This window comes from Klebsiella sp. KPN54798 (assembly GCF_021184225.1).
GTDB lineage: Bacteria > Pseudomonadota > Gammaproteobacteria > Enterobacterales > Enterobacteriaceae > Klebsiella > Klebsiella pneumoniae.
Genome location: NZ_CP089234.1, coordinates 4068941 through 4093886 on the forward strand (window position 1 = coordinate 4068941; position 24946 = coordinate 4093886).

Annotated in this window: 22 protein-coding genes and 1 pseudogene; 13 read left to right on the forward strand and 10 right to left on the reverse strand. The window is 59.1% G+C overall.

Going from position 1 to position 24946, the window contains the following annotated elements:
- Positions 1-2: 2 nt before the first annotated feature.
- Both allS and mnmH read left to right on the forward strand, forming a co-directional pair.
- Positions 3-926, forward strand: coding sequence for an HTH-type transcriptional activator AllS (allS, locus tag LPQ25_RS19585; RefSeq protein ID WP_012737527.1), 924 nt, complete (start codon positions 3-5; stop codon positions 924-926).
- 87 nt (positions 927-1013) lie between these two features.
- Positions 1014-2093, forward strand: coding sequence for a tRNA 2-selenouridine(34) synthase MnmH (gene mnmH, locus LPQ25_RS19590; protein WP_040181942.1), 1080 nt, complete (start codon positions 1014-1016; stop codon positions 2091-2093).
- A gap of 107 nt (positions 2094-2200) precedes the next feature.
- On the opposite strand, the gene LPQ25_RS19595 is transcribed toward mnmH, so the two are convergent.
- Positions 2201-3346: a porin gene (locus tag LPQ25_RS19595; RefSeq protein ID WP_004142997.1), complete on the reverse strand. Its 1146-nt coding sequence runs from the start codon at positions 3344-3346 to the stop codon at positions 2201-2203.
- Between the two features lie 91 nt (positions 3347-3437).
- On the opposite strand from LPQ25_RS19595, the gene LPQ25_RS19600 reads away from it, so the two are divergent.
- On the forward strand, positions 3438-3551 hold the full coding sequence (locus LPQ25_RS19600; protein ID WP_020316407.1) for a hypothetical protein: 114 nt from the start codon (positions 3438-3440) through the stop codon (positions 3549-3551).
- Here LPQ25_RS19600 and ybbP read toward each other — a convergent pair.
- Positions 3528-5942, reverse strand: a complete 2415-nt coding sequence (ybbP, locus tag LPQ25_RS19605; RefSeq protein ID WP_012737525.1) for a putative ABC transporter permease subunit YbbP — start codon at positions 5940-5942, stop codon at positions 3528-3530. The genes LPQ25_RS19600 and ybbP overlap by 24 nt on opposite strands.
- Positions 5939-6625 carry a putative ABC transporter ATP-binding protein YbbA gene (gene ybbA, locus LPQ25_RS19610; RefSeq protein WP_004146399.1) on the reverse strand — a complete coding sequence of 229 codons (687 nt, stop codon included), beginning with the start codon at positions 6623-6625 and terminating at the stop codon, positions 5939-5941. The genes ybbP and ybbA overlap by 4 nt, the downstream gene beginning before the upstream one ends.
- Between ybbA and tesA the strand changes: the two genes are divergently transcribed.
- The 3 genes from tesA to LPQ25_RS19625 are packed head-to-tail and all read left to right on the forward strand — an operon-like array spanning position 6596 to position 8931.
- Positions 6596-7219: a multifunctional acyl-CoA thioesterase I/protease I/lysophospholipase L1 gene (gene tesA / locus LPQ25_RS19615; RefSeq protein WP_004196998.1), complete on the forward strand. Its 624-nt coding sequence runs from the start codon at positions 6596-6598 to the stop codon at positions 7217-7219. The two genes, ybbA and tesA, sit on opposite strands and share 30 nt — an antisense overlap.
- Positions 7209-8018, forward strand: a complete 810-nt coding sequence (locus tag LPQ25_RS19620; RefSeq protein WP_009484702.1) for an SDR family oxidoreductase — start codon at positions 7209-7211, stop codon at positions 8016-8018. Before tesA ends, LPQ25_RS19620 begins: the two co-directional genes overlap by 11 nt.
- Positions 8019-8076: 58 nt before the next feature.
- Positions 8077-8931, forward strand: coding sequence for a co-chaperone YbbN (locus LPQ25_RS19625; RefSeq protein WP_012737523.1), 855 nt, complete (start codon positions 8077-8079; stop codon positions 8929-8931).
- A gap of 107 nt (positions 8932-9038) precedes the next feature.
- Here LPQ25_RS19625 and fetB read toward each other — a convergent pair whose 3' ends face one another.
- Together fetB and fetA are read right to left on the reverse strand one after the other, a co-directional pair.
- A complete protein-coding gene (gene fetB, locus LPQ25_RS19630; protein ID WP_004177223.1) occupies positions 9039-9821 on the reverse strand; it encodes an iron efflux ABC transporter permease subunit FetB in 783 nt (260 codons plus the stop codon).
- Positions 9808-10485, reverse strand: a complete 678-nt coding sequence (fetA, locus tag LPQ25_RS19635; RefSeq protein ID WP_004177224.1) for an iron efflux ABC transporter ATP-binding subunit FetA — start codon at positions 10483-10485, stop codon at positions 9808-9810. Before fetA ends, fetB begins: the two co-directional genes overlap by 14 nt.
- 140 nt (positions 10486-10625) lie before the next feature.
- Between fetA and LPQ25_RS19640 the strand changes: the two genes are divergently transcribed.
- Positions 10626-11543, forward strand: coding sequence for an SPFH domain-containing protein (locus LPQ25_RS19640; protein ID WP_002892258.1), 918 nt, complete (start codon positions 10626-10628; stop codon positions 11541-11543).
- Positions 11540-11998, forward strand: a complete 459-nt coding sequence (locus LPQ25_RS19645; protein WP_004142979.1) for an NfeD family protein — start codon at positions 11540-11542, stop codon at positions 11996-11998. Before LPQ25_RS19640 ends, LPQ25_RS19645 begins: the two co-directional genes overlap by 4 nt.
- Here LPQ25_RS19645 and cueR read toward each other — a convergent pair.
- Positions 11995-12405, reverse strand: coding sequence for a Cu(I)-responsive transcriptional regulator (gene cueR / locus LPQ25_RS19650; RefSeq protein WP_002892208.1), 411 nt, complete (start codon positions 12403-12405; stop codon positions 11995-11997). The genes LPQ25_RS19645 and cueR overlap by 4 nt on opposite strands.
- 106 nt (positions 12406-12511) lie before the next feature.
- Between cueR and copA the strand changes: the two genes are divergently transcribed.
- From copA to ybaK, 3 genes are all read left to right on the forward strand, one after another.
- Positions 12512-15013 carry a copper-exporting P-type ATPase CopA gene (gene copA, locus LPQ25_RS19655; protein ID WP_004178775.1) on the forward strand — a complete coding sequence of 834 codons (2502 nt, stop codon included), beginning with the start codon at positions 12512-12514 and terminating at the stop codon, positions 15011-15013.
- A 130-nt stretch (positions 15014-15143) separates the two neighbouring features.
- Positions 15144-15938 (forward strand): TraB/GumN family protein, encoded by a 795-nt coding sequence (locus LPQ25_RS19660; RefSeq protein WP_012737522.1) that lies wholly within the window; start codon positions 15144-15146, stop codon positions 15936-15938.
- Positions 15939-16140: 202 nt separating this feature from the next.
- Entirely contained in the window at positions 16141-16620 is a 480-nt protein-coding gene (gene ybaK, locus LPQ25_RS19665; RefSeq protein ID WP_002892205.1) for a Cys-tRNA(Pro)/Cys-tRNA(Cys) deacylase YbaK, read from the forward strand.
- Positions 16621-16725: 105 nt separating this feature from the next.
- Here the strand turns inward: ybaK and ushA are convergent.
- A pseudogene (ushA, locus tag LPQ25_RS19670) lies at positions 16726-18377 on the reverse strand (bifunctional UDP-sugar hydrolase/5'-nucleotidase UshA).
- Positions 18378-18646: 269 nt separating this feature from the next.
- Between ushA and LPQ25_RS19675 the strand changes: the two are divergent.
- The gene (locus tag LPQ25_RS19675) at positions 18647-19867 is read left to right on the forward strand and encodes an MFS transporter (protein ID WP_004147385.1); all 1221 of its coding nucleotides are present in this window, start codon (positions 18647-18649) and stop codon (positions 19865-19867) included.
- Positions 19868-20092: 225 nt separating this feature from the next.
- Complete coding sequence (ybaL, locus tag LPQ25_RS19680) at positions 20093-21769, forward strand: YbaL family putative K(+) efflux transporter (protein ID WP_002892195.1); 1677 nt, start codon at positions 20093-20095, stop codon at positions 21767-21769.
- A gap of 35 nt (positions 21770-21804) precedes the next feature.
- Here the strand turns inward: ybaL and LPQ25_RS19685 are convergent, their stop codons facing one another.
- The 3 genes from LPQ25_RS19685 to adk form a co-directional block, all read right to left on the reverse strand.
- Entirely contained in the window at positions 21805-23109 is a 1305-nt protein-coding gene (locus LPQ25_RS19685; protein WP_002892192.1) for an inosine/guanosine kinase, read from the reverse strand.
- 63 nt (positions 23110-23172) lie between these two features.
- Complete coding sequence (gene hemH / locus LPQ25_RS19690) at positions 23173-24135, reverse strand: ferrochelatase (protein ID WP_012737521.1); 963 nt, start codon at positions 24133-24135, stop codon at positions 23173-23175.
- Between the two features lie 128 nt (positions 24136-24263).
- Positions 24264-24908 (reverse strand): adenylate kinase, encoded by a 645-nt coding sequence (adk, locus tag LPQ25_RS19695; protein WP_002892184.1) that lies wholly within the window; start codon positions 24906-24908, stop codon positions 24264-24266.
- Positions 24909-24946 lie beyond the last annotated feature (38 nt).

Sequence of the window (24946 nt, forward strand, 5' to 3'; positions counted from 1 at the left end):
CGATGCTCGATCCCGAAACATTACGCACCTTTGTCAGCGTCGCTGAGACCGGCAGCTTCTCAAGAGCAGCGGAAAAACTTTATAAAACAACCGCCACCATCAGCTATCGCATCAAATTACTGGAGGACAACACCGGTGTCGCTCTCTTTTCCCGCACAACGCGCAGCGTACTGTTGACGCCGGCCGGGATGCACCTGCTGGCGCAAGCCAGAGAGTGGCTGGGGTGGATTGATAGTATGCCCGGCGAGCTTCAGCAGATAAACGACGGGGTAGAGCGCCAGGTCAACATTGTCGTGAATAATCTGATGTACGACCCGCAGGCCATTGCCCGGCTGCTGGCCTGGCTCACCCAGCGCTACCCTTTTACGCAATTTCATTTTTCACGACAAATCTATATGGGCGTCTGGGATACGCTGCTGCATGACGACTTCTCCCTGGCGATTGGCGTGACCGGCACCGAACCGTTAGCGGAAAACATGGCGGTCTACCCACTGGGTGAGGTGACCTGGCTCTTCGTGATGTCGCCGCATCACCCGCTAAGCCAGCAAACCGACCCGCTATCAGAGGCTCAATTGCGGCGCTATCCGGCGGTGAATATTGAGGACAGCGCCCGACGGCTGACGAAGCGCGTCGCCTGGCGTCTGCCCGGGCAAAAAGAGATAGTGGTTCCCGATATTGAAACCAAAGTTGCCGCCCATCTCGCCGGCGTCGGCATCGGCTTTTTACCGGAACCGCTGTGCCTGCCGCTTATCGCTCAGGGCAAGCTGATCGCCCGACACATTCCGACCATGCGTCCCCCTTCGCCATTGAGTCTCGCCTGGCGTAAAGATCATCATGGTAAAGCGGTACAGGATATCGCTTCATTGTTCAGCCATTCTGCACCGGAAATTGCGGGCTTCCTGAAGCTATTCAGCAATACACCGTGAAAAATCAATCCTCCCGGGCGCTCACCGCGTACAATAGGAAAATTATCGCGTCGAGCGACGCGTCTGGATTGCCTAACGGTTAAAATGATGGAATCAGTACCCAAAAATATTCTGCAGATCCTCGCCAGCGATACGCCACTGATTGACGTACGCGCCCCGGTGGAGTTTAGCCAAAGCGCGATGCCGGCGGCGATCAACCTGCCGCTGATGAATGATGAAGAACGCGCCGCGGTCGGCACCTGCTACAAGCGTCAGGGGCCGGAAGCGGCGCTGGCGCTCGGCCATAAACTGGTCCAGGGTGACCTGCGCGCCAGCCGTACTCAGGCGTGGCTGGAAGCGTGCGCCCGTTACCCACACGGTTACCTGTGCTGCGCCCGCGGCGGCCAGCGCTCGCATATCGTCCAGCAGTGGCTGAAAGAAGCTGGCGTGGATTACCCCCTGATCGTCGGCGGCTATAAAGCGCTACGCCAGGCGGCGATCCAGGCCACCGACGAACTGGTGCAGCGGCCGATCGTGCTGATTGGCGGCTGCACCGGCAACGGCAAAACTCAGCTGGTTTGCTCGCGCCCGGACGGTATCGACCTGGAAGGGCTTGCTCATCACCGCGGTTCTTCATTCGGTCGAACCCTGCAGGATCAGCATCCGCAGGCCACCTTTGAAAACCACCTGGCGGTCAGCCTGCTTAAAAAAGCCGAACAGCAGACCCGCTGGGTGCTGGAAGATGAAGGCCATATGATCGGCGCCAATCATCTACCGGAGAGCCTGCGCCTCCGCATGGCGCAGTCGCCGCTGGCGGTGGTGGAAGATCCGTTTGACGTTCGCCTCGAACGGCTGCGCGAAGAGTATTTCGATCGCATGTATCGCGACTTTATCGCCGCGTATGGCGAAGAGAAAGGCTGGCAGGCATACGGCGAGTATCTGCATCACGGCCTGTTTGCCATCCGCCGTCGCCTGGGGCTGCAGCGTTTTGCTCAGCTCACTGAACGGCTCGATGAGGCGCTGGTGCAGCAGCAGCGCACCGCCAGCACCGAGGCGCACTTTGCCTGGCTGGTACCGCTGCTGGAAGAATACTACGACCCGATGTATCGCTATCAGTTGGGGAAAAAAGCCGGGAAAATTCTCTTTCGCGGCAGCTGGCAGGAGGTCGCAGCCTGGCTGGCGAAGTAATCGCATGCTCTATTGTCCCGGCTTGCGGCGTAAACGCCTTAGCCGGGCTACCGGTCGGCGCGATTTGTAGCCACGGTAAGCGCGCGCGACCGGGGAGTTGTGACCGCTTAGAAGTCGTAGCGCAGACGGACCAGGTTCATATCGCCAAGGTTGTCGGTGCTGGAGGTAAACACGTGTTCGTAGTCAACGCGGAAACCGTAATCCAGCTGGAAGCTAATCCCCAGACCGTTATCGATACGCTGATAGTTGCGGCCGTTCACATATTCCAGACGGTCGCCCATAAAGTACGGCTGAATAGATTTAACAGCGTATTGATTGATCGGGAATTTATAGCCCGCAAAATATTCAATCCCCCAGGCGTCACCGGCAAAGTAATTATGCACATCGGTTTTCTTGGTGGTGAGGAAGTTCTGATACCAGCCGCCGCCGAAGGAGAAGGTCCAGTTATCCGGCGTCCAGCTCAGCGCGGTACCGACGATATTCTGGTCATAGGTTTTGCTGTCGGCGCTTGACGGGTCGCGCATTTCGGCGCGGGTGTAGTTCCACGCGGTACCCCAGGTCAGATCCTTCATGATGTGGTAGTCCGCGCCAACAGAACCACCGCCTTTACGCTTGTAGCGCAGGCCGTTACCCGGCAGGTATTCGCTGTCTTCGAACAGATAAGAGCCGTAAAGATCGACATCACCTACGGTTTTCTTATATTTCAGCATATTACGTGAACGATAGGAGCCATCGTAATCGCCATTAATACCGTTCCCCGGGGCCTGACCGATCATATCGTAGTCCCAGATATCGGTTTTCACCCCCACCACATCATAGTAAATGCTGTTCTGCTGCCCGTAGGTTAACGTACCCCAGGTATCGCTTTTCAGGCCGGTATACAGCATGCGGCGGGTGGTATTGTTCGCGCCTTCCGCGTAGTGGTTATCCCAGTCAAACAGCGCCGGAATGTTCACGCCCAGCTCATAGTAGCTGATCCAGCTAATATCATCGAACAGGTAGTAATCCGCCGCGAAGCGGAAGCGGGTGCCGCCGTCAAAACCGTTACGCTTATAGGAGCCTTTGTCGCCATCGCCGGTCATCATGTTGAACTGCGGCCGGATACTGCCGCCGACGGTAAAGTTAAGCCGGCTTAACGGATCGCCCGCCTGCGGATCTTGTTTCAGCAGCGTAATCTCCGCGTGGGAAGGCAATGACGTTAACGCTAATGCTGCGCCGATCGAGATCGCCAGCGCTTTTATTGTGTGTGCCATAGTTTTTCCTTGATTAATAAGCCACCTTATATTTTCCAGTTGAATATTAACCGCGAATCAGCATAGCGTGTTGTTGGGTTTTTAATGTTTTGTGCTCTTAAAAATCAATGATTTATCAATTTGTGCGTTTAAAATAAAAGCGCCGCCAAAAAAGGCGGCGCATCATCAAAATGCAATATTCTTACTGGCTAAACTGGCGGAATAGCGCTTTTCCTTTTAACAGACGCAGCCCCAGCCCGCCGCCGCACAGGGATAACAACACCGCTCCCGTCAGCGGCAGCAACACCCACAGGCGCCAGTCCGGCGCCCAGGGAAAATCAAAGACTTTCGTCTGCAGCATCGCCAGCGCCACTTCCGCGCCTATCGCCGCCACCAGGCCGGAAACCAGCCCCAGCAGGGCAAACTCCGCCCACAGCGTAGCGCGCAGCAGCGATTTTCCTGCCCCCAGCGTGCGCCAGACCACCAGCTCCTGATGGCGTTGACGCATACCGACCTGCACCTGCGCCAGCAACAGCAGCACGCCGCAGGCCGTCACCAGGCCTACCATCACCTCCAGCGCCCGGCTGACCTGGGAGAGCACCTGGCCGACCTGACGCAGGATGGCGCCGATATCCAGCAGACTGACGGTGGGAAACTCGCGGTTCAGCTGGGTCAACATCGCGGGACCGTTATCCCAGCGGAAGCTGGTGAGCCAGCTCTGCGGCTGCCCGTCCAGCGCCCCGGCGGGGAAAATAAAGAAGAAGTTTGGCCGCAGGCTCTCCCAGTCTACTTTGCGCACGCTGCTGACCTTCGCGCTGAACTCCTGGGTATCGCCGGTAAAGGTCACTGTATCGCCGATCTTTATCCCCAGCCGCTGCGCCAGCCCCTCCTCAATCGATACCTCGCCCGGCTTCGGCGGCCAGCTGCCGGCCACCAGCGGATTATGATCCGGACGCTGTTCGCTCCAGGTGAGATTAAGCTCGCGATTCAGCGCTTCGTCTTTGTTCCCGTCCGTGGATTGACCGTTGATCTGCGTCAGACGGGCCCGGACGATCGGATAGAATTCCGCCGCCCGCGTCTGGTGTTCGGCGAGGAAGGTCTTCACCGGCACTATCTGCTCAGGGGCGATATTGATCAGAAAGTAGTTCGGGCTCTGCGGGGGCAACTGCTGCTGCCAGCGGTCAAGCAGATCGCCGCGCAGCACCAACAGGAGCGCCAGCAGCATAAACGACAGGGAAAACGCCGCCAGCTGGCTGAGGGTCGACCACGGCTGGCGCAGCAGGCGGTTCACCGCCAGACGCAGCGGCAAGGCTTTGAGCGTCAGGCGTTTGAGCAGCCACAGCAATCCCCAGCCCACCAGGCCGCACAGCAGCGCCAGCACCACCGCCCCGGCCAGCACCGACCACAGCAGCGGGCTGCCGCCCAGCAGCCAGGCCAACAGGCCCACCACCACGACGCTAACCGCCGGGACCCAGATTTTCAACGGCCAGACGTTAGCCACCACATCCTGACGCAGCACTCGCAGCGGCAGGGTCGCCAGCAGCAGTCGATAGGGTCGCAGGCCCACCAGCAGGGAAATGACGCCTGTCGCCCCGATAGCCCACAGCCACGGCCAACCGCTGGCAGCGGGTAACGCGGCGGGCAGCACCGGTTTGAGCACCAGCAGCAGCAGACGCTCCAGCGCCAGGCCCGCCACCCCGCCGGTTATCACCGACAGCGTCAACAGCAGCAGCCATTGGCCGACGATAAGCTTGCGCAGCTGCGACCTTCCGGCGCCCAGCGTCTTGAGTATGGCGACCAGATCATAGCGGCTGCGGCAGTAGTGGCTCATCGCTACCGCCACTGCGGCGACGGCCAGCAGCAGCGTCAACAGCGCGGATAACAACAGGAATTGCTGCGAGCGTTCGAGGGATTTGCCCAGCGCGCTGTCGTCCTGGTCAAGACCAATCCAGCGATGCTCCGGGCCGAGCTTCGGCAGCAACCACTGCTCATAATTGGCCAGCTGTTCAGCGTCGCCGGCGAACTTATAGCGCCATGCAACGCGACTGCCGGGCTGCACGGCCCCGGTTTTTGCCACGTCGGCCATATTCATCATCAGCCGCGGCGCCATCTGGAAGGGGTTAAACCCCGCATCCGGCTCCTGAATCACCTCCCCGGCAATGCGCAGCGTGGCATCGCCAACGTCAATCGTATCGCCGGTTTTCAGGTTCAGGAGCGCCATCAGCCTTGGCGCCAGCAGCACGCTCCCCGCCTGCGGCTTCAGCCCCGGCGGCTGCGTCTCGAGGGTGCCATACAGCGGATAGCGGTCGTCCACCGCCTTAACGTCCGCCAGCTGCGGCGTATCCCCGGCGAACGTCATGGTGGCAAAGCTCAGCTGCTCGCCGACGGTCAGCCCTGACTTCCGCGCCTGTGCGATCCACTCGGCGGGCACCTCGCGCGAACTGCGCAGCGTACGGTCGCCGGCCATAAACTCACGGCTTTGCTGGCTAAGGCCTTTCTCCATCCGATCGCTTATCGACCCCAGGGCCAGCACGCAGGCCACGGCGAGGCTTAACGCCAGCCAGACGATCAGCAGCGACGGCGAGCGCCATTCGCGCCAGAACCAGCGGGCGATCATGCTTCCTCCCGCAGCTGGCCATCCACCAGGCGCAGACGGCGATCGCAGCGCGCCGCCAGCAGCGGATCGTGAGTGACGAGGATCAGGGTGGTGCCGTGTTCGCGATTAAGCGAGAACAGCAGATCGGCAATTTTGTCCCCGGTCTGGCGATCGAGGTTGCCGGTGGGCTCATCGGCGAACAGAATGGCCGGGCGCCCGTTAAAGGCCCGGGCCAGCGCCACCCGCTGCTGTTCGCCGCCGGAGAGCTGCGCCGGCAGGTGGTGCAGGCGTTTGCCAAGTCCCAGCTGCTCAAGCAGCGCGCGGGCATCGCCCCGGCTCTGGCTATCGCTGGCGCCGCGCAACAGCGCCGGCAGCTCGACGTTCTCCAGGGCGTTGAGCGTCGGGATCAGCATAAACGACTGAAAAACAAAACCAACGTGCTGCGCCCGCAGCGCCGCCCGCGCCTCTTCATCCATCCGGTGCAGCGGTTTGCCCAGCATCGATACTTCCCCGCTGCTGCCATCGTCGAGGCCGGCGAGGATCGCCAGCAGGGTCGATTTACCGGAACCCGACTCGCCGATCAGGGCGATGGTCTGCCGCGGTTTGACAACCAGCTCAACTCCGGTAAGGATGGAGAGCTGATGCTCCCCCTGACCGACGGACTTCTTAAGATGATGAACTTCAAGTATGTTTTCCGCTGGCATGTGCCTTTCCTGTTGTTGTTCCTGTTTACCTGCCGCGCGATGGCGGCGGACACGCTGCTGATCCTCGGCGACAGCCTGAGCGCTGGCTATCGGATGGCGGCCAACGCCGCCTGGCCTGCGCTGCTCAATGAGCAGTGGCAGGCGAAAACGCCGGTGGTGAACGCCAGCATCAGCGGCGATACCTCGCAGCAGGGGTTGGCTCGCCTGCCAGCGCTGCTTAAGCAGCACCAGCCGCGCTGGGTGCTGGTTGAGCTCGGCGGCAATGACGGACTGCGCGGTTTTCCGCCGCAGCAGACCGAGCAGACGCTGCGCACCATTATTAAAGATATCAAAGCGGCCAACGCCGAGCCGCTGCTGATGCAAATTCACCTGCCGGCGAACTATGGCCGCCGCTATAATGAAGCCTTCGGCGCGATTTACCCGGCCCTGGCCAAAGAGTTCGCTATTCCTCTCCTGCCCTTTTTTATGGAGGAGGTCTATCTCAAGCCGCAATGGATGCAGGACGACGGCATTCATCCAAATCGCGACGCGCAGCCGTTTATCGCCGACTGGATGGCGAAGCGGCTGGCTCCCTTAGTTAATCATGACTCCTGAACGCCAGGGGTCGCTGACAGGTAAAGTTATGCAAAAAACGGTTTTAGTGACAGGCTGTTCCAGCGGAATTGGTCTGGAAAGCGCGCTGGATTTAACCCGCCAGGGCTTTCGCGTGCTGGCGGCCTGCCGCAAAGCAGAGGATGTCGCGCGGATGCAGGAGCTGGGGCTAACCGGTATTTTGCTCGATCTGGATGACCCGCAGAGCGTGGAGCGCGCGGCAGCGGAGGTGATTGCGCTGACCGATAATCGTCTCTACGGCCTGTTCAATAACGCCGGGTATGGCGTCTATGGCCCGCTGAACACCATCAGCCGCCAGCAGATGGAACAGCAATTTTCCGCTAACTTTTTCGGCGCGCATCAGCTCACCATGCTGCTGCTGCCGGCGATGACGCCGCACGGCGAAGGACGCATCGTGATGACCTCCTCGGTGATGGGGCTTATCGCCAGTCCCGGCCGCGGAGCCTATGCCGCCAGTAAATATGCCCTCGAGGCGTGGTCCGACGCGCTGCGCATGGAGCTGCGCCACAGCGGTATTCAGGTCAGCCTGATTGAACCGGGCCCGATCCGCACCCGCTTTACCGATAACGTCAACCAGACGCAAAGCGATAAGCCCGTAGAAAATCCGGGCATCGCCGCCCGCTTTACCCTCGGGCCGGAGGCGGTGGTGGAAAAAGTGCGCCATGCTTTTACCAGCGATAAACCAAAGCTGCGCTATCCGGTCACCCTGGTCACCCACGCGGTGGCGCTGCTTAAGCGCCTGCTGCCTGCCCGCGCGATGGACAAAATTATCCACGGCTGAGTTGAAGCGCGGAATGCCGCCCCCATGTAAAACAGAAATCGACTAACGAGAAATGCCCATGTCCGAACAGAATATTGTCAACATTAGCGAAGCGAACCTGCAGCAGACGCTACAGCAGTCCATGAACGTTCCGGTGCTGTTTTATTTCTGGTCTGCCCGCAGCCAGCACTGCGAACAGCTGACCCCGGTGCTCGAGCGCCTGGCAGCCCAATACAACGGCCAGTTCACGCTGGCGAAGGTCGATTGCGACGCCGAGCAGATGCTCGCCTCACAGTTTGGTCTGCGCGCCATCCCTACGGTTTATCTGTTCCAGAACGGCCAGCCGGTGGATGGTTTTGAAGGCCCGCAGCCGGAAGAAGCGATCCGCGCCCTGCTGGATAAAGTCCTGCCCCGTGAAGAGGAGCTGAAAGCTCAGCAGGCGCTGGCCCTGATGCAGGAAGAAAAATACGCCGATGCCCTGCCGCTGCTGAAGGAAGCCTGGCAGCTGTCGAATCAGGAAAGCCAGATTGGCCTGCTGCTGGCGGAAACGCTGATTGCTCTGCACCGTTCCGATGAAGCGGAAAGCGTGCTGAAAACCATTCCTCTGCAGGATCAGGATACCCACTATCAGGGTCTGGTGGCGCAGATTGAGCTGCTCAAACAGGCCGCCGACACCCCGCAAATCCAGCAGTTGCAGCAGCAGGTGGAACAGAATCCGGAGGATGCGCAGTTGGCCTCCCAGCTGGCACTGCAGCTGCATCAGGTCGGGCGTAATGAAGAAGCGCTGGCCCTGCTGTTCAGCCATCTGCAGAAAGATTTAGGCGCCGGCGATGGCCAGGCGCGCAAGATGCTGCAGGAGATCCTCGCCGCCCTCGGTACCGGCGATGCGCTGGCCGCCAAATATCGTCGTCAGCTCTATTCGCTGCTGTACTAATCCGTTGCCTTCCCCGGATAGCGCTGCGCTTATCCGGGCTACGCGAACTATGCGGAACGTAGCCTAAGTAGCCCGGGTAAGGCGTGAACGCCGCAACCCGGGATCGTTCACGGGCGCTTTTTCAGCTGCGTCACCACCAGCTGATGGCGGGCGTTGAAGAACTTCCGGTAGGTCAGATAGCCGGCGATAATCGTCGACAGGCTGGCGGTCGACAGCAGCATAAAGGTCACCATGATCTGGTACTTAATCGCCTTCACCGGGTCAATACCGGCAAAAATCAGCCCCGACATCATCCCAGGCAAGCTCACCAGACCGACCGTTTTCGCCGAATCGACGGTGGGAATCAATGACGCGCGAATGCTCTCGCGAATCAGCCGCGCTGAGGCCATCTTCGGCGTCGCGCCGAGGCTCAGCTTCTCCTGAATCTGCTGCTGCTCGCTGCTGAAGCGCTGGCCCATATTGTTGTAGCACAGCCCTACCGCCACCATGGCGTTCCCGGCCACCATCCCGGCAATCGGGATCACCTGCATCGGCACGAAGGCGATCGAGCCAGAAAACACCAGTACCGCCAGCGTTAGTCCAGCGCCAGTAGTGATGGCGATAAACGACGAGATAAAAGCTTTGTCGATATATTTACTGCGCTTCTTCGCATTCCACGCCGCGTTAAAGCAGATAAACAGCACCATCAACAGCGTCAGAACCGCATGATTGACGTTAAAGATATATTTCAGCACATAGCCGACGATTATCAGCTGCACGATCGCCCGGCAAATACTCCAGATAATATCTTTTTCCAGCGCCAGCTTTTCCCGATAGCTGACCAGAATAGCGATCAGCACCAGCACCATCGACAGCGCCAGCGATTCGTTCGTAATGTTATGCCCGTTCATGCTGTACCTCCTGCATATTTCCGCCGGCAGGTTGCAGCGTAATCACTTCATCGGCATGCGAAATTTCATTGCGATCGTGGGTGACCCACAGAACAGCGACCTGTTTTTCCGTTGCGTAGCCATGAATAATTTCATTCACATTCTGTTTATTACTTTCATCCAGCGCGCTGGTAATTTCGTCCAGCAGCAGCACGCGCGGCAGAAATTGTAGATTGCGGATCAGCGATACGCGCTGCTTTTCCCCGCCGGAGAGTTCATTAATGGATTTTTCCAGCATATTTTCGTCAAGGCCAAAGCGCTGCAGGTCGGCCAGCAGCGCCTGCGGATCCGGTTGTTTATTGCGGATCTGCCACGGAAAAATCAGATTATCGTAAACCGAATCACCGAACAGGGCCGGCGTCTGCGCGCAGTAAGAGACCTGTTGGCGATACCTTTCCGGCGACAGCGTCGCGACATCCGCATCGTCGAAGAACAGGCGCCCGGAGGTTGGGCTGAGCAGCGAGGCGATAATCTTCAGCAAGGTACTTTTCCCGCAGCCGGAAGGGCCGGTAATCAACTTGAATTCTCCGGCGCGAAGCTGAAAATTGATATTGTGTAAAATAACGGCGTCGTCGGTCTTAAACCCCACACCGTCGAGACGCAAAAGCGCGTTATTTTCCTTCATGAGTCTTCCTGATTATTTTCTGAAACACCGCTAGTTTACCGCACTTTCCTTTCTCCAGGATGAGGAGAAAGATATACTCAGTTTAAACATGCGCTATTTCCTTGTAGCGCCCCGCCAGGCAACAAGACAGGAGGTTTTTGATGCTGATTTTTATTCCTATCCTTATTTTCGTCGCGCTGGTTATTGTGGCCGCGGCGGTGAAAATTGTCCCGCAGGGCTACCAGTGGACGGTGGAGCGCTTCGGGCGTTTTACCCAGACGCTGCAGCCGGGATTAAGCTTAGTCGTGCCGTTTATGGACCGTATCGGCCGCAAAGTGAACATGATGGAGCAGGTGCTCGATATCCCCTCGCAGGAGGTTATCTCCCGGGATAACGCCAACGTCACCATCGACGCGGTCTGTTTTATTCAGGTGATCGACGCGCCAAAGGCCGCCTACGAGGTCAGCAATCTTGAGCAGGCGATCGTCAACCTGACGATGACCAACATCCGTACCGTGCTCGGCTCAATGGAGCTGGACGAAATGCTCTCCCAGCGCGACAGCATTAACACCCGCCTGCTGCATATCGTTGACGACGCCACCAACCCGTGGGGGGTGAAAATCACCCGCGTCGAAATTCGCGACGTTCGCCCGCCGGCGGAGCTTATCGCCTCGATGAACGCCCAGATGAAAGCCGAACGTACCAAACGCGCGTACATCCTTGAGGCCGAAGGGGTGCGACAGGCGGAAATTCTGAAAGCGGAAGGGGAAAAGCAGTCGCAGATCCTCAAGGCCGAGGGCGAACGGCAGTCCGCGTTCCTGCAGGCGGAGGCTCGCGAACGGTCCGCCGAAGCGGAAGCCCGCGCCACCCAAATGGTCTCCTCGGCGATCGCCTCGGGCGATATTCAGGCGATCAACTACTTCGTGGCGCAGAAATACACCGATGCGCTGCAGCAGATTGGCGCCGCTAACAACAGCAAAGTGGTATTGATGCCGCTGGATGCCAGCAGCCTGATGGGATCGATCGCCGGGATCAGCGAGCTGATCAAAGAAGGCGCTGGCGATCGGAAAAAATCATGATCGGCATGATCCTCGCACACCCCCATCTGTTCTGGCTAAGCCTCGGCGGGCTGCTGCTGGCGGCCGAGATGCTGGGCGGCAGCGGATACCTGCTGTGGAGCGGCGTCGCCGGCGTGGTGACCGGCGCCCTGACCTGGCTCCTGCCGCTGAGCTGGGAATGGCAAGGCACGCTGTTTGCCGTTCTCACCCTGCTGGCGGCGTGGCTGTGGTCGAAATGGCTGCGCAAGCGCGTCAAAACGCAGCGCCCGGCCGATGCCCAGCTCAACCAGCGCGGGCAGCAACTGGTGGGCCGCCGCCTGACGCTGGATGCCCCGCTGGTGAACGGCCGCGGCCACGTCCGCGTGGGCGACAGCTCCTGGCCGGTGATTGCCGATGAAGACTTCGCGGCGGGCAGCAAGGTTGAAGTGATTGCCGTAGAAGGGATTACGCTACGAATCAGACCCGCCGTCCGTTAAGCCTGCGCCTTGCGATGGCAGCAGCCGGAAAGATTATCGATAATCGGGCACTCCGCGCTGTCGTCGCCGGGGCAGGATTCGGCCAGCGCCAGCAGGTGCGCGCGCATATTTTGCAGCTCGCGGATATGGTTCTCGATATCCGCCACTTTCTCCAGCGTGCGTTTTTTCACATCGGCGCTGTGCCGCGACGGGTCGTTGAACAGGGCCACCAGTTCGCGGCACTCTTCCAGGTTAAACCCCACCTGCCGCGCCTGGCGCAGCAGCGTCAGCTCATCGAGATGCTGCTGACTATAGGTGCGGTAGCCGTTTTCGCTCCGCAACGGCGGCGTCACCAGCCCCTTCTCTTCATAAAAACGAATCGCTTTGCTGGTTAAGCCGGTTTTTTTCGCCACATCGCTGATATTCATTTTTTCTCCTTGACCTTCCCCTTGCTGGAAGGTTTAACCTTCTTAATACTCGATGAAAGAGTGGTTCTGGTCAATCGTTGACCGGAAAATTATTCAGGAGTTATTTATGTCTAACACTATCGACCTGACGCTGGATGGCCTCTCCTGCGGCCACTGCGTCAAACGCGTGAAAGAGAGTCTGGAGCAGCGTCCTGACGTTGAGCAAGCGGAAGTCACCCTCACTGAAGCCCATGTGACGGGCAGCGCCAGCGCGCAAGCGCTGATTGATACCGTTAAACAAGCCGGATACGGCGCGGAGCTCAGCCACCCAAAGGCTAAACCGCTGGCAGAATCATCAATCCCGTCGGAAGCACTGACAGCGGCCACTCCTGAGCTTCCGGCAGCCCATGACGAAGATGACAGTCAACAGCTGCTGATCAACGGCATGAGCTGCGCCAGCTGCGTCTCCCGGGTACAAAACGCGCTTGCCGCGGTGCCGGGCGTCTCACAGGCGCGGGTAAACCTGGCGGAACGCACGGCGCTGGTGATGGGCAGTGCGTCCGCCGCTGAATTAGTGCAGGCGGTGGAGAAAGCCGGCTATGGCGCGGAGGCGATCGAAGACGATCTGCAACGCCGCGAACGCCAGCAGGAAACCGCCCTCGCGACGATGAAACGTTTTCGCTGGCAGGCGATTGTCGCCCTGCTGGTCGGCGTGCCGGTGATGGTCTGGGGCATGATCGGCGATAACATGATGGTCAGCGACGACAACCGTTCGCTGTGGCTGGTTATCGGCCTTGTCACCCTCGCCGTCATGGTCTTCGCCGGCGGCCACTTCTACCGCAGCGCGTGGAAAAGCCTGAAAAACGGCACCGCTACCATGGATACGCTGGTGGCGCTCGGCACCGGCGTCGCCTGGCTGTACTCGATGAGCGTCAACCTGTGGCCGCAGTGGTTCCCGATGGAAGCCCGCCATCTCTATTACGAAGCCAGCGCGATGATTATCGGCCTGATTAACCTCGGCCATATGCTGGAGGCCCGCGCGCGTCAGCGCTCCTCGAAAGCGCTGGAAAAACTGCTCGACCTGACGCCGCCTTCGGCGCGGGTCGTCACGCCCGAGGGCGAGAAAGATCTGCCGCTCGCGGAAGTTCAGGCGGGCATGACGCTGCGCCTGACTACCGGCGACCGCGTCCCGGTCGACGGCATGATAAGCCAGGGCGAAGCCTGGTTTGATGAAGCGATGCTCACCGGCGAACCAGTGCCGCAGCAAAAAGGCGATGGCGACGCCATTCACGCCGGGACCGTGGTGCAGGATGGCAGCGTGCTGTTTACCGCCAGCGCCGTCGGCAGCCAGACCACGCTGGCAAGAATTATCCGCATGGTGCGCCAGGCGCAGAGCAGCAAACCGGAGATCGGCCAGCTGGCGGATAAAATCTCCGCCGTATTTGTTCCGGCGGTGGTCGTCATTGCGCTGATTAGCGCTGCGATCTGGTACTTCTTCGGCCCGGCGCCGCAGATCGTCTATACCCTGGTCATTGCCACCACGGTACTGATTATCGCCTGTCCGTGCGCCTTAGGCCTGGCGACGCCAATGTCGATTATCTCCGGCGTTGGCCGGGCGGCGGAGTACGGCGTGCTGGTGCGCGATGCCGATGCGCTGCAGCGCGCCAGTGAACTCGACACCCTGGTGTTCGATAAAACCGGCACCCTGACCGAAGGCAAGCCGCAGGTGGTGGCGGTGAAAACTTTCGCTGGCGTTGATGAGCATACCGCGCTGCGTCTTGCCGCCGCGCTGGAGCAGGGCTCAAGCCATCCGCTGGCGCGAGCGATCCTTGATAAAGCTGCCGACGGCCCATTGCCGGAAGTCAGCGGCTTCCGCACCCTGCGCGGCCTTGGCGTCAGCGGCGAGGCGGAAGGTCATCGTCTGCTGCTCGGTAACCAGGCGCTGCTCAACGAGCAGCATATCAATACCGCCGAGGTGGAAAGCGAGATGACAGCCCAGGCCTCACGCGGCGCCACGCCGGTGCTGCTGGCGGTGGATGGTCAGGCCGCCGCGCTGTTCGCCATCCGCGACCCGCTGCGCGAAGACAGCGTCGACGCCCTGGCGCGTTTGCATCGGCAGGGCTACCGGCTGGTGATGCTTACCGGGGATAACCCCACCACCGCGAAGGCTATCGCCAAAGAAGCCGGCATTGATGAAGTGATCGCCGGCGTGCTGCCGGACGGTAAAGCCGATGCCATTAAGCGTCTGCAGAGCCAGGGGCACAAAGTGGCGATGGTTGGCGATGGGATTAACGACGCCCCGGCGCTGGCCCAGGCGGATGTCGGGATCGCCATGGGCGGCGGCAGCGATGTCGCTATTGAAACCGCGGCGATCACCCTGATGCGCCATAGTCTTCACGGCGTGGCCGATGCGCTGGCGATTTCGAAAGCAACGTTACGCAATATGAAGCAGAACCTGCTGGGCGCGTTTGTCTACAACTCGCTGGGTATCCCGATTGCCGCCGGGATCCTCTGGCCGCTGACCGGCACCCTGCTCAACCCGGTGGTCGCCGGCGCGGCGATGGCGCTGTCGTCGATCACCGTGGTGAGTAACGCCAACCGCCTGCTGCGCTTTAAACCAAAAGAGTAAACGCCGTCAGATGAAACGGGCGCCGACGTTGTTCGGCGCCCTTTTTTTGCCGGGACAAGAAAAGCCCGCCGGAAGGGTGACGTGTATCACCATATGCGCTAGCATGAAGTCCTCACACTTCGGAGCGCGTATGGGCCTGTTAAACCGGATAAAAATGCTGTGGCGAGCCGCCGCCGGCTCGTCTTATTCCTGGCCTGCGATGGATATCGTCCTGCCCGGCGAACGCTATTTGCACCTCGTCGGCAGTATCCATATGGGCACCCGCGACATGGCGCCGCCGCCGGCGAAGCTTCTGAAAAAAATACGCCAGGCCGATGCGTTAATCGTCGAGGCCGATATCAGCGGCAATGAAACCCCGTTTAGCAATCTCCCCACTTACCCACCGCTGGCGGAACGCCTGAGCGATGCGCAGCTGAGCGAGCTAGAGGCGCGAGCCGGCGAGCTGGGCCTGTCGGTCGGGCTGTTCGACAGCCAGCCGCTGTGGCAGGTGGCGATGGTCCTGCAGGCCACCCAGGCGCAGAAGCTGGGGCTGCGACCGGATTACGGCATCGATTATCAGTTGCTGATGGCCGCCCGCGAGAGCAACATAGCGGTGATGGAGCTGGAAGGCGCCGACAGCCAAATCGCGCTGCTGCGCGATCTGCCCGACGGGGGGATGGCGCTGCTGGAGGATACGCTGACCCACTGGCGCACCAACGCCCGTTTACTGCAGGTCATGATCGGCTGGTGGCTGGAGCAACCGCCGTCGCGCGGCGCGGTATCGCTGCCGACGACCTTTAGCCAGTCTTTATATGATGTGCTGATGCACCAGCGCAACCTCGCCTGGCGCGAGACGCTGCTGGCCTTGCCGCCGGGGCGCTACGTGGTTGCCGTCGGCGCGCTGCACCTGTATGGCGAAGGGAATCTGCCGGATATGCTGACATAAAAAAAATGGCCAATATTGCTATTGGCCCGTCAAAGAGGAATTTCATCATTATTATTATCCCGGGATTTGCATCCCGGATCGTCTGATTGTCGCTCAAAGTGACCATCACTGCCAACACTATTGCGCAAGATGGTACTATTTTTTAGACAACCTGCGGGCGTATTCTGACGTCACGCAAAACCGGTTGGTAAGAAGGATAGCTATGACTCCCGCCGTTAAATTACTCGAAAAAAACAAAATTTCCTTTCAGATCCACAGTTACGATCACGATCCCAATGAGACCAACTTCGGAGATGAAGTGGTGCGCAAGCTCGGCCTCAATGCCGACCAGGTTTACAAGACCTTGCTGGTCGCCGTGAACGGCGATATGAAGCATCTGGCGGTGGCCGTCACTCCGGTCGCCGGGCAGCTGGATTTGAAGAAAGTGGCGAAAGCGCTGGGCGCTAAGAAAGTCGACATGGCCGACCCGATGGTGGCGCAGCGTATCACCGGCTATCTGGTGGGCGGCATCAGTCCGCTGGGGCAGAAGAAGCGCCTGCCGACGGTGATTGACGCCCCGGCGCAGGAATTTGCCACCATCTATATTTCCGGCGGCAAACGCGGGCTGGATATTGAGCTGGCGGCCAGCGATCTGGCGCAGCTTCTCGATGCGAAGTTCGCCGATATCGCCCGCCGCGATTGATAAAACGATCCCGGATAGCGGCGCACGCGCCTTATCCGGGATACCCAACTTGTAGCCCCGGTAAGCGTAGCGCCACCGGGGAAATAGCCAACCTGAAGCCCAGGCTTACTGCCAGCTCACCTCGCCTTTCGGCTCATAGGCGGCGGCATCCAGCGGCGAGTTCTTCTCGATATACTCTTTCAGCACTTCGGCATCGATAAAGCCGGTATTCACATACCCGGGTTTATCGGCGATGTTCGGATAGCCATCGCCGCCGGTGGCGTTAAAGCTCAGCGTCGCCATCCGATAGGTCTTCGCCGGATCCACCGGTTCGCCTTTGATTTTCAGATCGTTCAGCTTACCGTCTTTGGCCACGAAACTGACGTTGGCAAACTGCGGATAAGCGCCGGAATCCGGCTTCATCTGCGCGACGGCGGTCAGGTAATCCACTACCTCCTTGCCGTTCATATCGACATAGGTCAGCACATTGCCGAACGGCTGGACCTTCATCACATCTTTGTAGGTGATATCCCCGCCTCAATGGAGTCGCGGATCCCGCCGCCGCTCATCACCGCGAAATCCGCGTTGCTGCGCGCCATTTGCGCCGCCAGCAGCAGGTGGCCCATATTGGTCTGCACAAAGCGCACTTTACTGCGGTCGCCCTCCAGATGACCATTCACGCTGCCGATTTTGACCTGCAGCTGCGCCTTGCCTTTGTTCTGGAACGGCGTCAGCAGCGACATCATCTGCGGGTTCTCGGCGATCTGCGGCGTATACAGCACCCGCTCGCTTTGGCCGTTATCGTAAGTCACTTTTTTCTTCAGGTTGACCGGGATCAGCTGATAGTGCACCAGCTTCATCTCGCCGTTGCGGAACTCAAAATCGGCGCGGCCGACGTATTTGCCCCACTCATGCGCCTGGACGATCCAGATGCCGTTCTGACGATCCGGAGCGCACGGGGTGCCTGGCACATAATCGACCTGCTTTTTATTTTCCGCCGCCATGCATACCGGATCCTGCGAGTGACCGCCGACGATCATCGCCAGCGATCCCGCAGGTAAACTCCGCGCCATTTCAACATCGCCCGGCGCATTAGAGCCGTGGTTGCCATTGTCGTAATGGCCCATATGGGTGGTGGCCAGGATCACGTCCGGCTTTTCATTCTGCTGCAGCTCCTGGATAACCAGCTTCGCCTCTTCCGCCGGTTTGCGGAATTCAATATCGGTGAAATATTCCGGATTGCCAATCTTGGCCGTATCGTCGGTGGTTAAGCCAATCACCGCGATTTTCAGCCCACCGCGCTTAAACAACGCCCAGGGTTTGAACAGCCGTTCGCCGGTGCTTTTCTGATAAATATTGGCCGACAGGAACGGGAACTTAGCCCACTTTTCCTGCTGGCGCAGTACGCTCAGCGGATTATCGAATTCATGGTTTCCCACCGCCATCGCGTCGTAGCCGATCAGGTTCATGCCGCGAAAATCGGGCTCTGCATCCTGTAAATCAGACTCCGGTACGCCGGTATTAATATCGCCGCCGGATAACAGCAGGACGCTTCCCCCTTCCGCCGCCACCTCTTTCCGGATGCCATCGACCAGCGTTTTCTGCGCCGCCAGGCCATATTCGCCGTAGTCATTGCGCCAGAAATGGCCGTGGTGATCGTTGGTGTGCAGGATGGTAATTTTATAGGTTTTATCCTGCTCATAGGCCTGTGCCGACAAGCTGCCCAGCGATAAAGCGGCGAATAGCGCCAGCGCTACGCTGTGTTTGAAATAATGCATGCTTCACTCCCTGACTTAATCCCAAGTGCCGAAAGTATAGCGAGTTAGTCGCGTTGACAAATATGTTTTCAGAATTGCGACTTCCTTCAAACCTTATCAACAGGTATGTTAGTCGGATAATAATTCTACCTGCATCCTCTATACGCCTTCGCGTTGTATGGCATTGCGTCAGCCCGTTCGTCATATTTCCCATGCAGTAGCCGGGAAAATCAGGGCAGTCGCCATGGCGGACAAAAGACGAAAGCTATATAAAAAAGTGACGTGAACCTATGGCAATCAATCAGACCGCTCAACCCTTGTCCGGCCCCGCTGCGCCGCCGCAAAAAGCACGCACCTCGTTTGGCATCTTAGGCGCGATCAGCCTGTCCCATTTGCTTAACGATATGATCCAGTCGCTTATTCTCGCTATCTACCCGCTGCTGCAGGCGGAGTTCTCCCTTACCTTCGTGCAGATCGGCATGATCACCCTGACCTTCCAGCTCACCTCATCGCTATTCCAGCCGGTGATTGGCTACATCACCGATAAACGCTCGATGCCGTGGTCGCTGCCGGTGGGCATGTGCTTCACCCTCTGCGGTTTGATTCTCCTCGCGCTGGCCGGTAGCTTCGGCATGGTGCTGCTGGCCGCCGCGCTGGTAGGTACCGGCTCCTCGGTTTTCCATCCGGAATCATCCCGCGTGGCGCGGATGGCCTCCGGCGGCCGTCACGGCCTGGCCCAGTCGCTGTTCCAGGTGGGCGGCAATTTCGGCAGCTCGCTTGGCCCATTGCTGGCGGCGGTGATCATCGCCCCGTACGGCAAAGGCAACGTCGCCTGGTTTGTGCTGGCCGCTCTGCTGGCTATTGTCGTGCTGTCGCAAATCAGCCGCTGGTATGCCGCGCAGCATCGAATGAATAAGGGCAAACCGAAACCGGCCATCGTTAATCCGCTGCCGCGCAAGAAGGTCATTCTGGCGGTAGGCATTCTGCTGATGCTGATTTTCTCGAAATATTTCTATATGGCGAGCATCAGCAGCTATTACACCTTTTATCTGATGCATAAATTCGGCTTAACGGTGCAAAACGCCCAGCTTCATCTGTTTGCCTTCCTGTTCGCAGTGGCTGCCGGGACGGTGATTGGCGGGCCTGTTGGCGACAAAATTGGGCGTAAGTATGTGATTTGGGGCTCTATCCTCGGCGTAGCGCCTTTCACCCTCGTTTTACCCTACGCCAGCCTTGAATGGACGGGTATTTTGACGGTGATCATTGGTTTTATCCTCGCCTCGGCCTTTTCCGCTATTCTGGTCTATGCGCAGGAACTGCTGCCGGGACGCATCGGCATGGTTTCTGGCCTGTTTTTCGGCTTCGCCTTTGGCATGGGCGGCCTTGGCGCCGCGGTGTTAGGCCTGCTGGCGGACCATACCAGCATCGATCTGGTTTATAAAATCTGCGCCTTCCTGCCGCTGCTGGGATTCCTGACGATATTCCTTCCTGATAACCGGCAAAAAGCCTGATTATTCGGCGGCCAAAGTGCAACCCTGGCCGCCGTTAACCCTTGTGTCATCAGCCTGTTCCACGATTTCCCCCCGCCATTTTCCCTTCTGTGCCTTTTCATCGGCTAATTGCATTTTTTTGCACAACTCAAGAATTATTCATAAACAAAGTGAACGTTTTTGTCATAAACTATTACCCGGACAGGGTAGCAAAATGGACCGATACACCACTGGAAAGGAGACGGAATGCACCACGCAACACCGCTTATCACCACCATTGTCGGCGGCCTCGTGCTCGCCTTTATTCTCGGCATGATTGCCAATAAGCTACGTATTTCTCCTCTGGTGGGATATCTCTTAGCGGGCGTGCTGGCCGGACCTTTCACCCCTGGCTTTGTTGCTGACACCAAACTGGCTCCGGAACTTGCGGAACTTGGCGTCATTCTGCTGATGTTCGGCGTCGGGCTGCATTTCTCACTTAAAGACCTGATGGCGGTAAAATCGATCGCCATCCCCGGGGCTATCGCCCAGATAGCCGTGGCGACGCTGCTGGGTATGGCGCTCTCCGCCGCCCTCGGCTGGTCGCTGATGACCGGCATCGTCTTTGGCCTGTGCCTCTCCACCGCCAGTACCGTAGTGCTGCTGCGCGCGCTGGAGGAACGACAACTGATTGACAGCCAGCGCGGGCAAATCGCCATCGGCTGGCTGATTGTGGAAGACCTGGTGATGGTCCTGACGCTGGTCCTGCTGCCGGCGATTGCCGGTATGGCGGAGAAAGGCAACGTCGGCTTCGCGTCCCTGGCCCTCGACCTCGGGATCACCATTGGCAAAGTGGTGGCCTTTATCGCCATTATGATGCTGGTCGGCCGCCGGCTGGTGCCGTGGATCATGTCGCGCAGCGCCGCCACCGGCTCACGCGAGCTGTTCACTCTGTCGGTGCTGGCCCTGGCGCTGGGCATCGCCTTCGGCGCCGTGGAGCTGTTTGATGTCTCTTTTGCCCTCGGCGCCTTCTTTGCCGGCATGGTGCTTAACGAATCCGAGCTCAGCCACCGCGCCGCCCATGACACCCTGCCGCTGCGCGACGCCTTCGCGGTGCTGTTCTTCGTCTCCGTCGGCATGCTGTTTGACCCGATGGTGCTGGTCCAACAGCCGCTGGCGGTGCTGGCGACGCTGGCGATTATTATCTTTGGTAAATCCGCAGCCGCCTTTTTCCTTGTGCGGATGTTTGGTCACTCGCCGCGCACCGCGCTGACCATCGCCGCCAGCCTGGCGCAGATTGGCGAGTTTGCCTTTATTCTCGCCGGCCTGGGAATGGCGCTTAACCTGCTGCCGCAGGCCGGACAAAATCTGGTGCTGGCCGGGGCGATCATCTCAATTATGCTCAACCCGGTGCTGTTTACCCTGCTGGAAAAATATCTCGATAAAACCGAAACCCTCGACGAGCAGACGCTGGAAGAGGTCCTGGAAGACGAGAAGCAGGTGCCGGTCGATATCTGCAACCACGCGCTGTTGGTCGGCTTCGGCCGCGTCGGCAGCCTGCTGGGCGAGAAGCTGATGGCCCAGGGGATCCCGCTGGTGGTGGTTGAAACCTCGCGCACCCGCGTGGATGAGCTACGCGAGCGCGGGATCAGCGCGGTGCTCGGCAATGCCGCCAATGAAGAGATCATGGAGCTGGCGCATCTCGATTGCGCCCGCTGGCTGCTGCTGACAATCCCTAACGGCTACGAGGCCGGAGAGATTGTCGCTTCCGCACGGGAAAAATGTCCGAATATCGAGATTATCGCCCGCGCCCATTATGATGACGAAGTGGACTACATTATCGATCGCGGAGCCAATCAGGTGGTGATGGGCGAACGGGAAATTGCCCGCGCCATGCTGCGGCTTCTGGAAACGCCACCGGCCGGCGAAGTGGTCACCGGCTGATGTACTGCCCTCTCCCCGCCGGGAGAGGGACGCGCTTACCGATCCCAGTACGCCTCTTCCAGGCTGTCCTCACGCTCCGGCAGGCCGCGGGTTAAACGCGGCGAGTGCTGGTTCAGCACCTGATAGCTCACGCGGTTGGCATATTTACACACCTGCGCCAGCGAGGAGTAGGTCAGCCATTTGCATTTGTGCTTGCTGGAGTTGGGTACGTTATTGCGGTGGTAGTTATTGGCGGTGATGTCATGCAGCAGCGCCGCCAGCGCGCCGTCGCCTGCGCCGTTGGTGTTCATGATCTTCTCGGGGCCGCCCATATAGGGAGCGATATGGGAATATATGCGCAGCGGATTAACGCAATCCTGGTGACGCATCGCGCGGCTGAATTCAAACTGGTTAAACTCCGGGATCGCCCCCGGCAGCAGCGGATGCTGGGTTTTACGCTTCGCCTCTTCTTCAGTGAAGCCTGCCATATACAGGCCCGCCGGGCCGGCGGTGCACAGCACCAGGTCGACCCAGTCCAGCGCCTTATTCGCCGCTGACAGCGGATCGGCAAAGCCGGTCAGCGCTTCCCCTTCCTCTTCGTTCATTGCCAGAATAGAGACATGCTCCTGCAGGAACTCCTGCCACCACGCCGGGTTATCGGCAATCACGTATTTGGTTCCGAGGGTTAACACCACCGGCACATCGTGCTTTTTGGCATACTCAATAGCCTTCATCGTGGCGTCCGGCATCGGCTCGCCCGGCTTGCAGCGGACCAGGTAAGAGGTCAGCACCAGCGCCGAGGCGCCGGCGATCACCGCTTCCGGAATGCTTTCCGGACGCAGCTTGTTCATGTGGCCCGGGCTGATGGCGAAGGTGCGCTCGCCGCTGTCACCGATCAGGGTAAAGCAGCGGCCAATGGCGCCGTCGACGCCCTGCAGATAGTTCAGATCGGTGCGGCTGGAGGTATTGCACAGGTAACGATAGGCATAGCCGCCGATTTCGATATTGCTGCACATCACGCCAAGCAGCACCGAGCGATCGTCCGCCAGCACCGAGTAGTTGTGCATGGTATTGCCGATGGTGCCGCCGGCAAACTGATGGGTAATGAGATTGTTGCGCACCAGCTCCTGGTACAGCGCCTCGGCGACGTCATCTTCAATCACCAGCGAATGGCCCGCGCTCAGGCCGTAGCGCACGATAAACGCCTCATCCACTTTCGCTTCGATATCCACCAGCGTCTGGTCGATACCGACCACCCAGGAGACGCTGGATTCATTCTCCGGCTGAATTTGCTGCAGCAGCGGATCGCGGGCGTTAACGGGAAAATAGTGTTTAGATTTGCGTTTACCGGGAAATTTCATAGTGGCGCTTAAATAACAGGGAACAAGCGGGAAATAGTAGCATATTCCCCGCCCTGCGCGCGATCAGCGATAAGGCGCCGTCAGATTGACCATCATCTCAATATGCGCTGCGTCCGCATTAAGCGCCGGAATATATTCATATTGCTTGCCGCCCGCTTCGAGGAATATTTCCCGGTTCTGGACGGCGATTTCTTCCAGCGTTTCGAGACAGTCGGCGGCAAACCCCGGGCACAGCACCTGAACATGCTTCGTCCCTTTCTCGCCGAGCATCTTTAGCGTTTCATCGGTGTACGGCGTCAGCCAGGGTTCCCGGCCAAAGCGCGACTGGAAAGTCATCATCACCCGCTCCGGCGGCAGCCCCAGCGCGGAAACCAGTTCCCGCGTCGTATCGCGACAGCGCTGAGGATAATCATCGCCCTGGTTGGCATAGCGCTGCGGGATCCCATGATAGGAGAGCAGCAGCAGATCCGGTTCCCCATGGACAGCGAAGGAAGCGCGCACGCTGGCCGCCAGCGCATGGATATAGTCCGGATGTTCGGCATAGTCGCGAATAAACGAGATACCCGGAATGGCGCGCTTTTTCGCCAGAATCCGCGCCAGTTCGTCCCAGACGGCGGCCACCGTCGAGCAGGAATATTGCGGATACAGCGGCAGCACCACGATGTGCTCCACCCCCTGCGCCAGTAAGTCATCCACCGCGCTGGCCAGTGACGGTGAACCATAGCTCATGCCCAGCGCCACCGGGGTATCCGGCAGCCTGGCAGCCAGCGCCTGCTGCTGGCGACGACTATACACCATCAGCGGCGATCCCTCTTCCATCCACACGGACTGATAGAGCTTCGCCACACGCGGGGAGCGAATCGGCAGTATGACGCCGCGCAGCAGCGGCCACCATAGCAGACGAGACGTATCCACCACCCGTTTGTCGCTGAGGAATTGTCGCAGATAGCGCTTCACCGCCCCGGGGGTGGGCGCATCGGGAGTGCCTAAATTGGCCAGCAAGATACCTGTTTTCGTCTGATGCATTACCGCCTCTTAACCATTTGAATCGCAGCCAATTGTAGCTGAAATGGCGCTAAACGGAACCAATCATAGCAAAAGGTAGAAATGAGAGGAGTTCTCATCCTGCCGCAGCAGGATGAGAAAAGGCTTTATCAGCCGAGGATTTTTTCCAGTTCGGCGCGCACGTCAGCTACCGCTTTGGTGCCATCGACTTTGGCGTATTTGGTGTTGCCCGCCTGCGCTTCTTTGGTGTAGTAGCCGATCAGCGGCGCTGTCATCTGATGGTATTCTACCAGACGCTTACGCACGGTCTCTTCCTGATCGTCTTTACGGGTGGTCAGCTCTTCGCCGGTCACGTCGTCTTTGCCTTCCACCTTCGGCGGATTGAATTTGATGTGGTATACGCGACCGGATGCCGCGTGGACGCGACGGCCAACGATGCGGTCAACGATCAGTTCGTCCGGCACGTCGAATTCCAGCACGTAATCAACGGTAATGCCCGCCTCTTTCATGGCGTCAGCCTGCGGAATGGTCCGCGGGAAGCCGTCCAGCAGGAAGCCGTTACGGCAATCTTCCTGGGCGATACGCTCTTTCACCAGCGCGATGACCAGCTCATCGGTCACCAGCTTGCCTGCGTCCATAATGTCTTTCGCTTGCTTACCGAGCTCAGAGCCGGATTTTACCGCCGCGCGCAGCATATCGCCGGTGGAGATTTGCGGAATACCGTATTTCTCCATGATGAACTGAGCCTGAGTTCCTTTACCCGCGCCCGGAGCGCCAAGCAGAATAATACGCATTACGAAAATCCCCTCAAAAGTCGATTCAATTTTTCAAA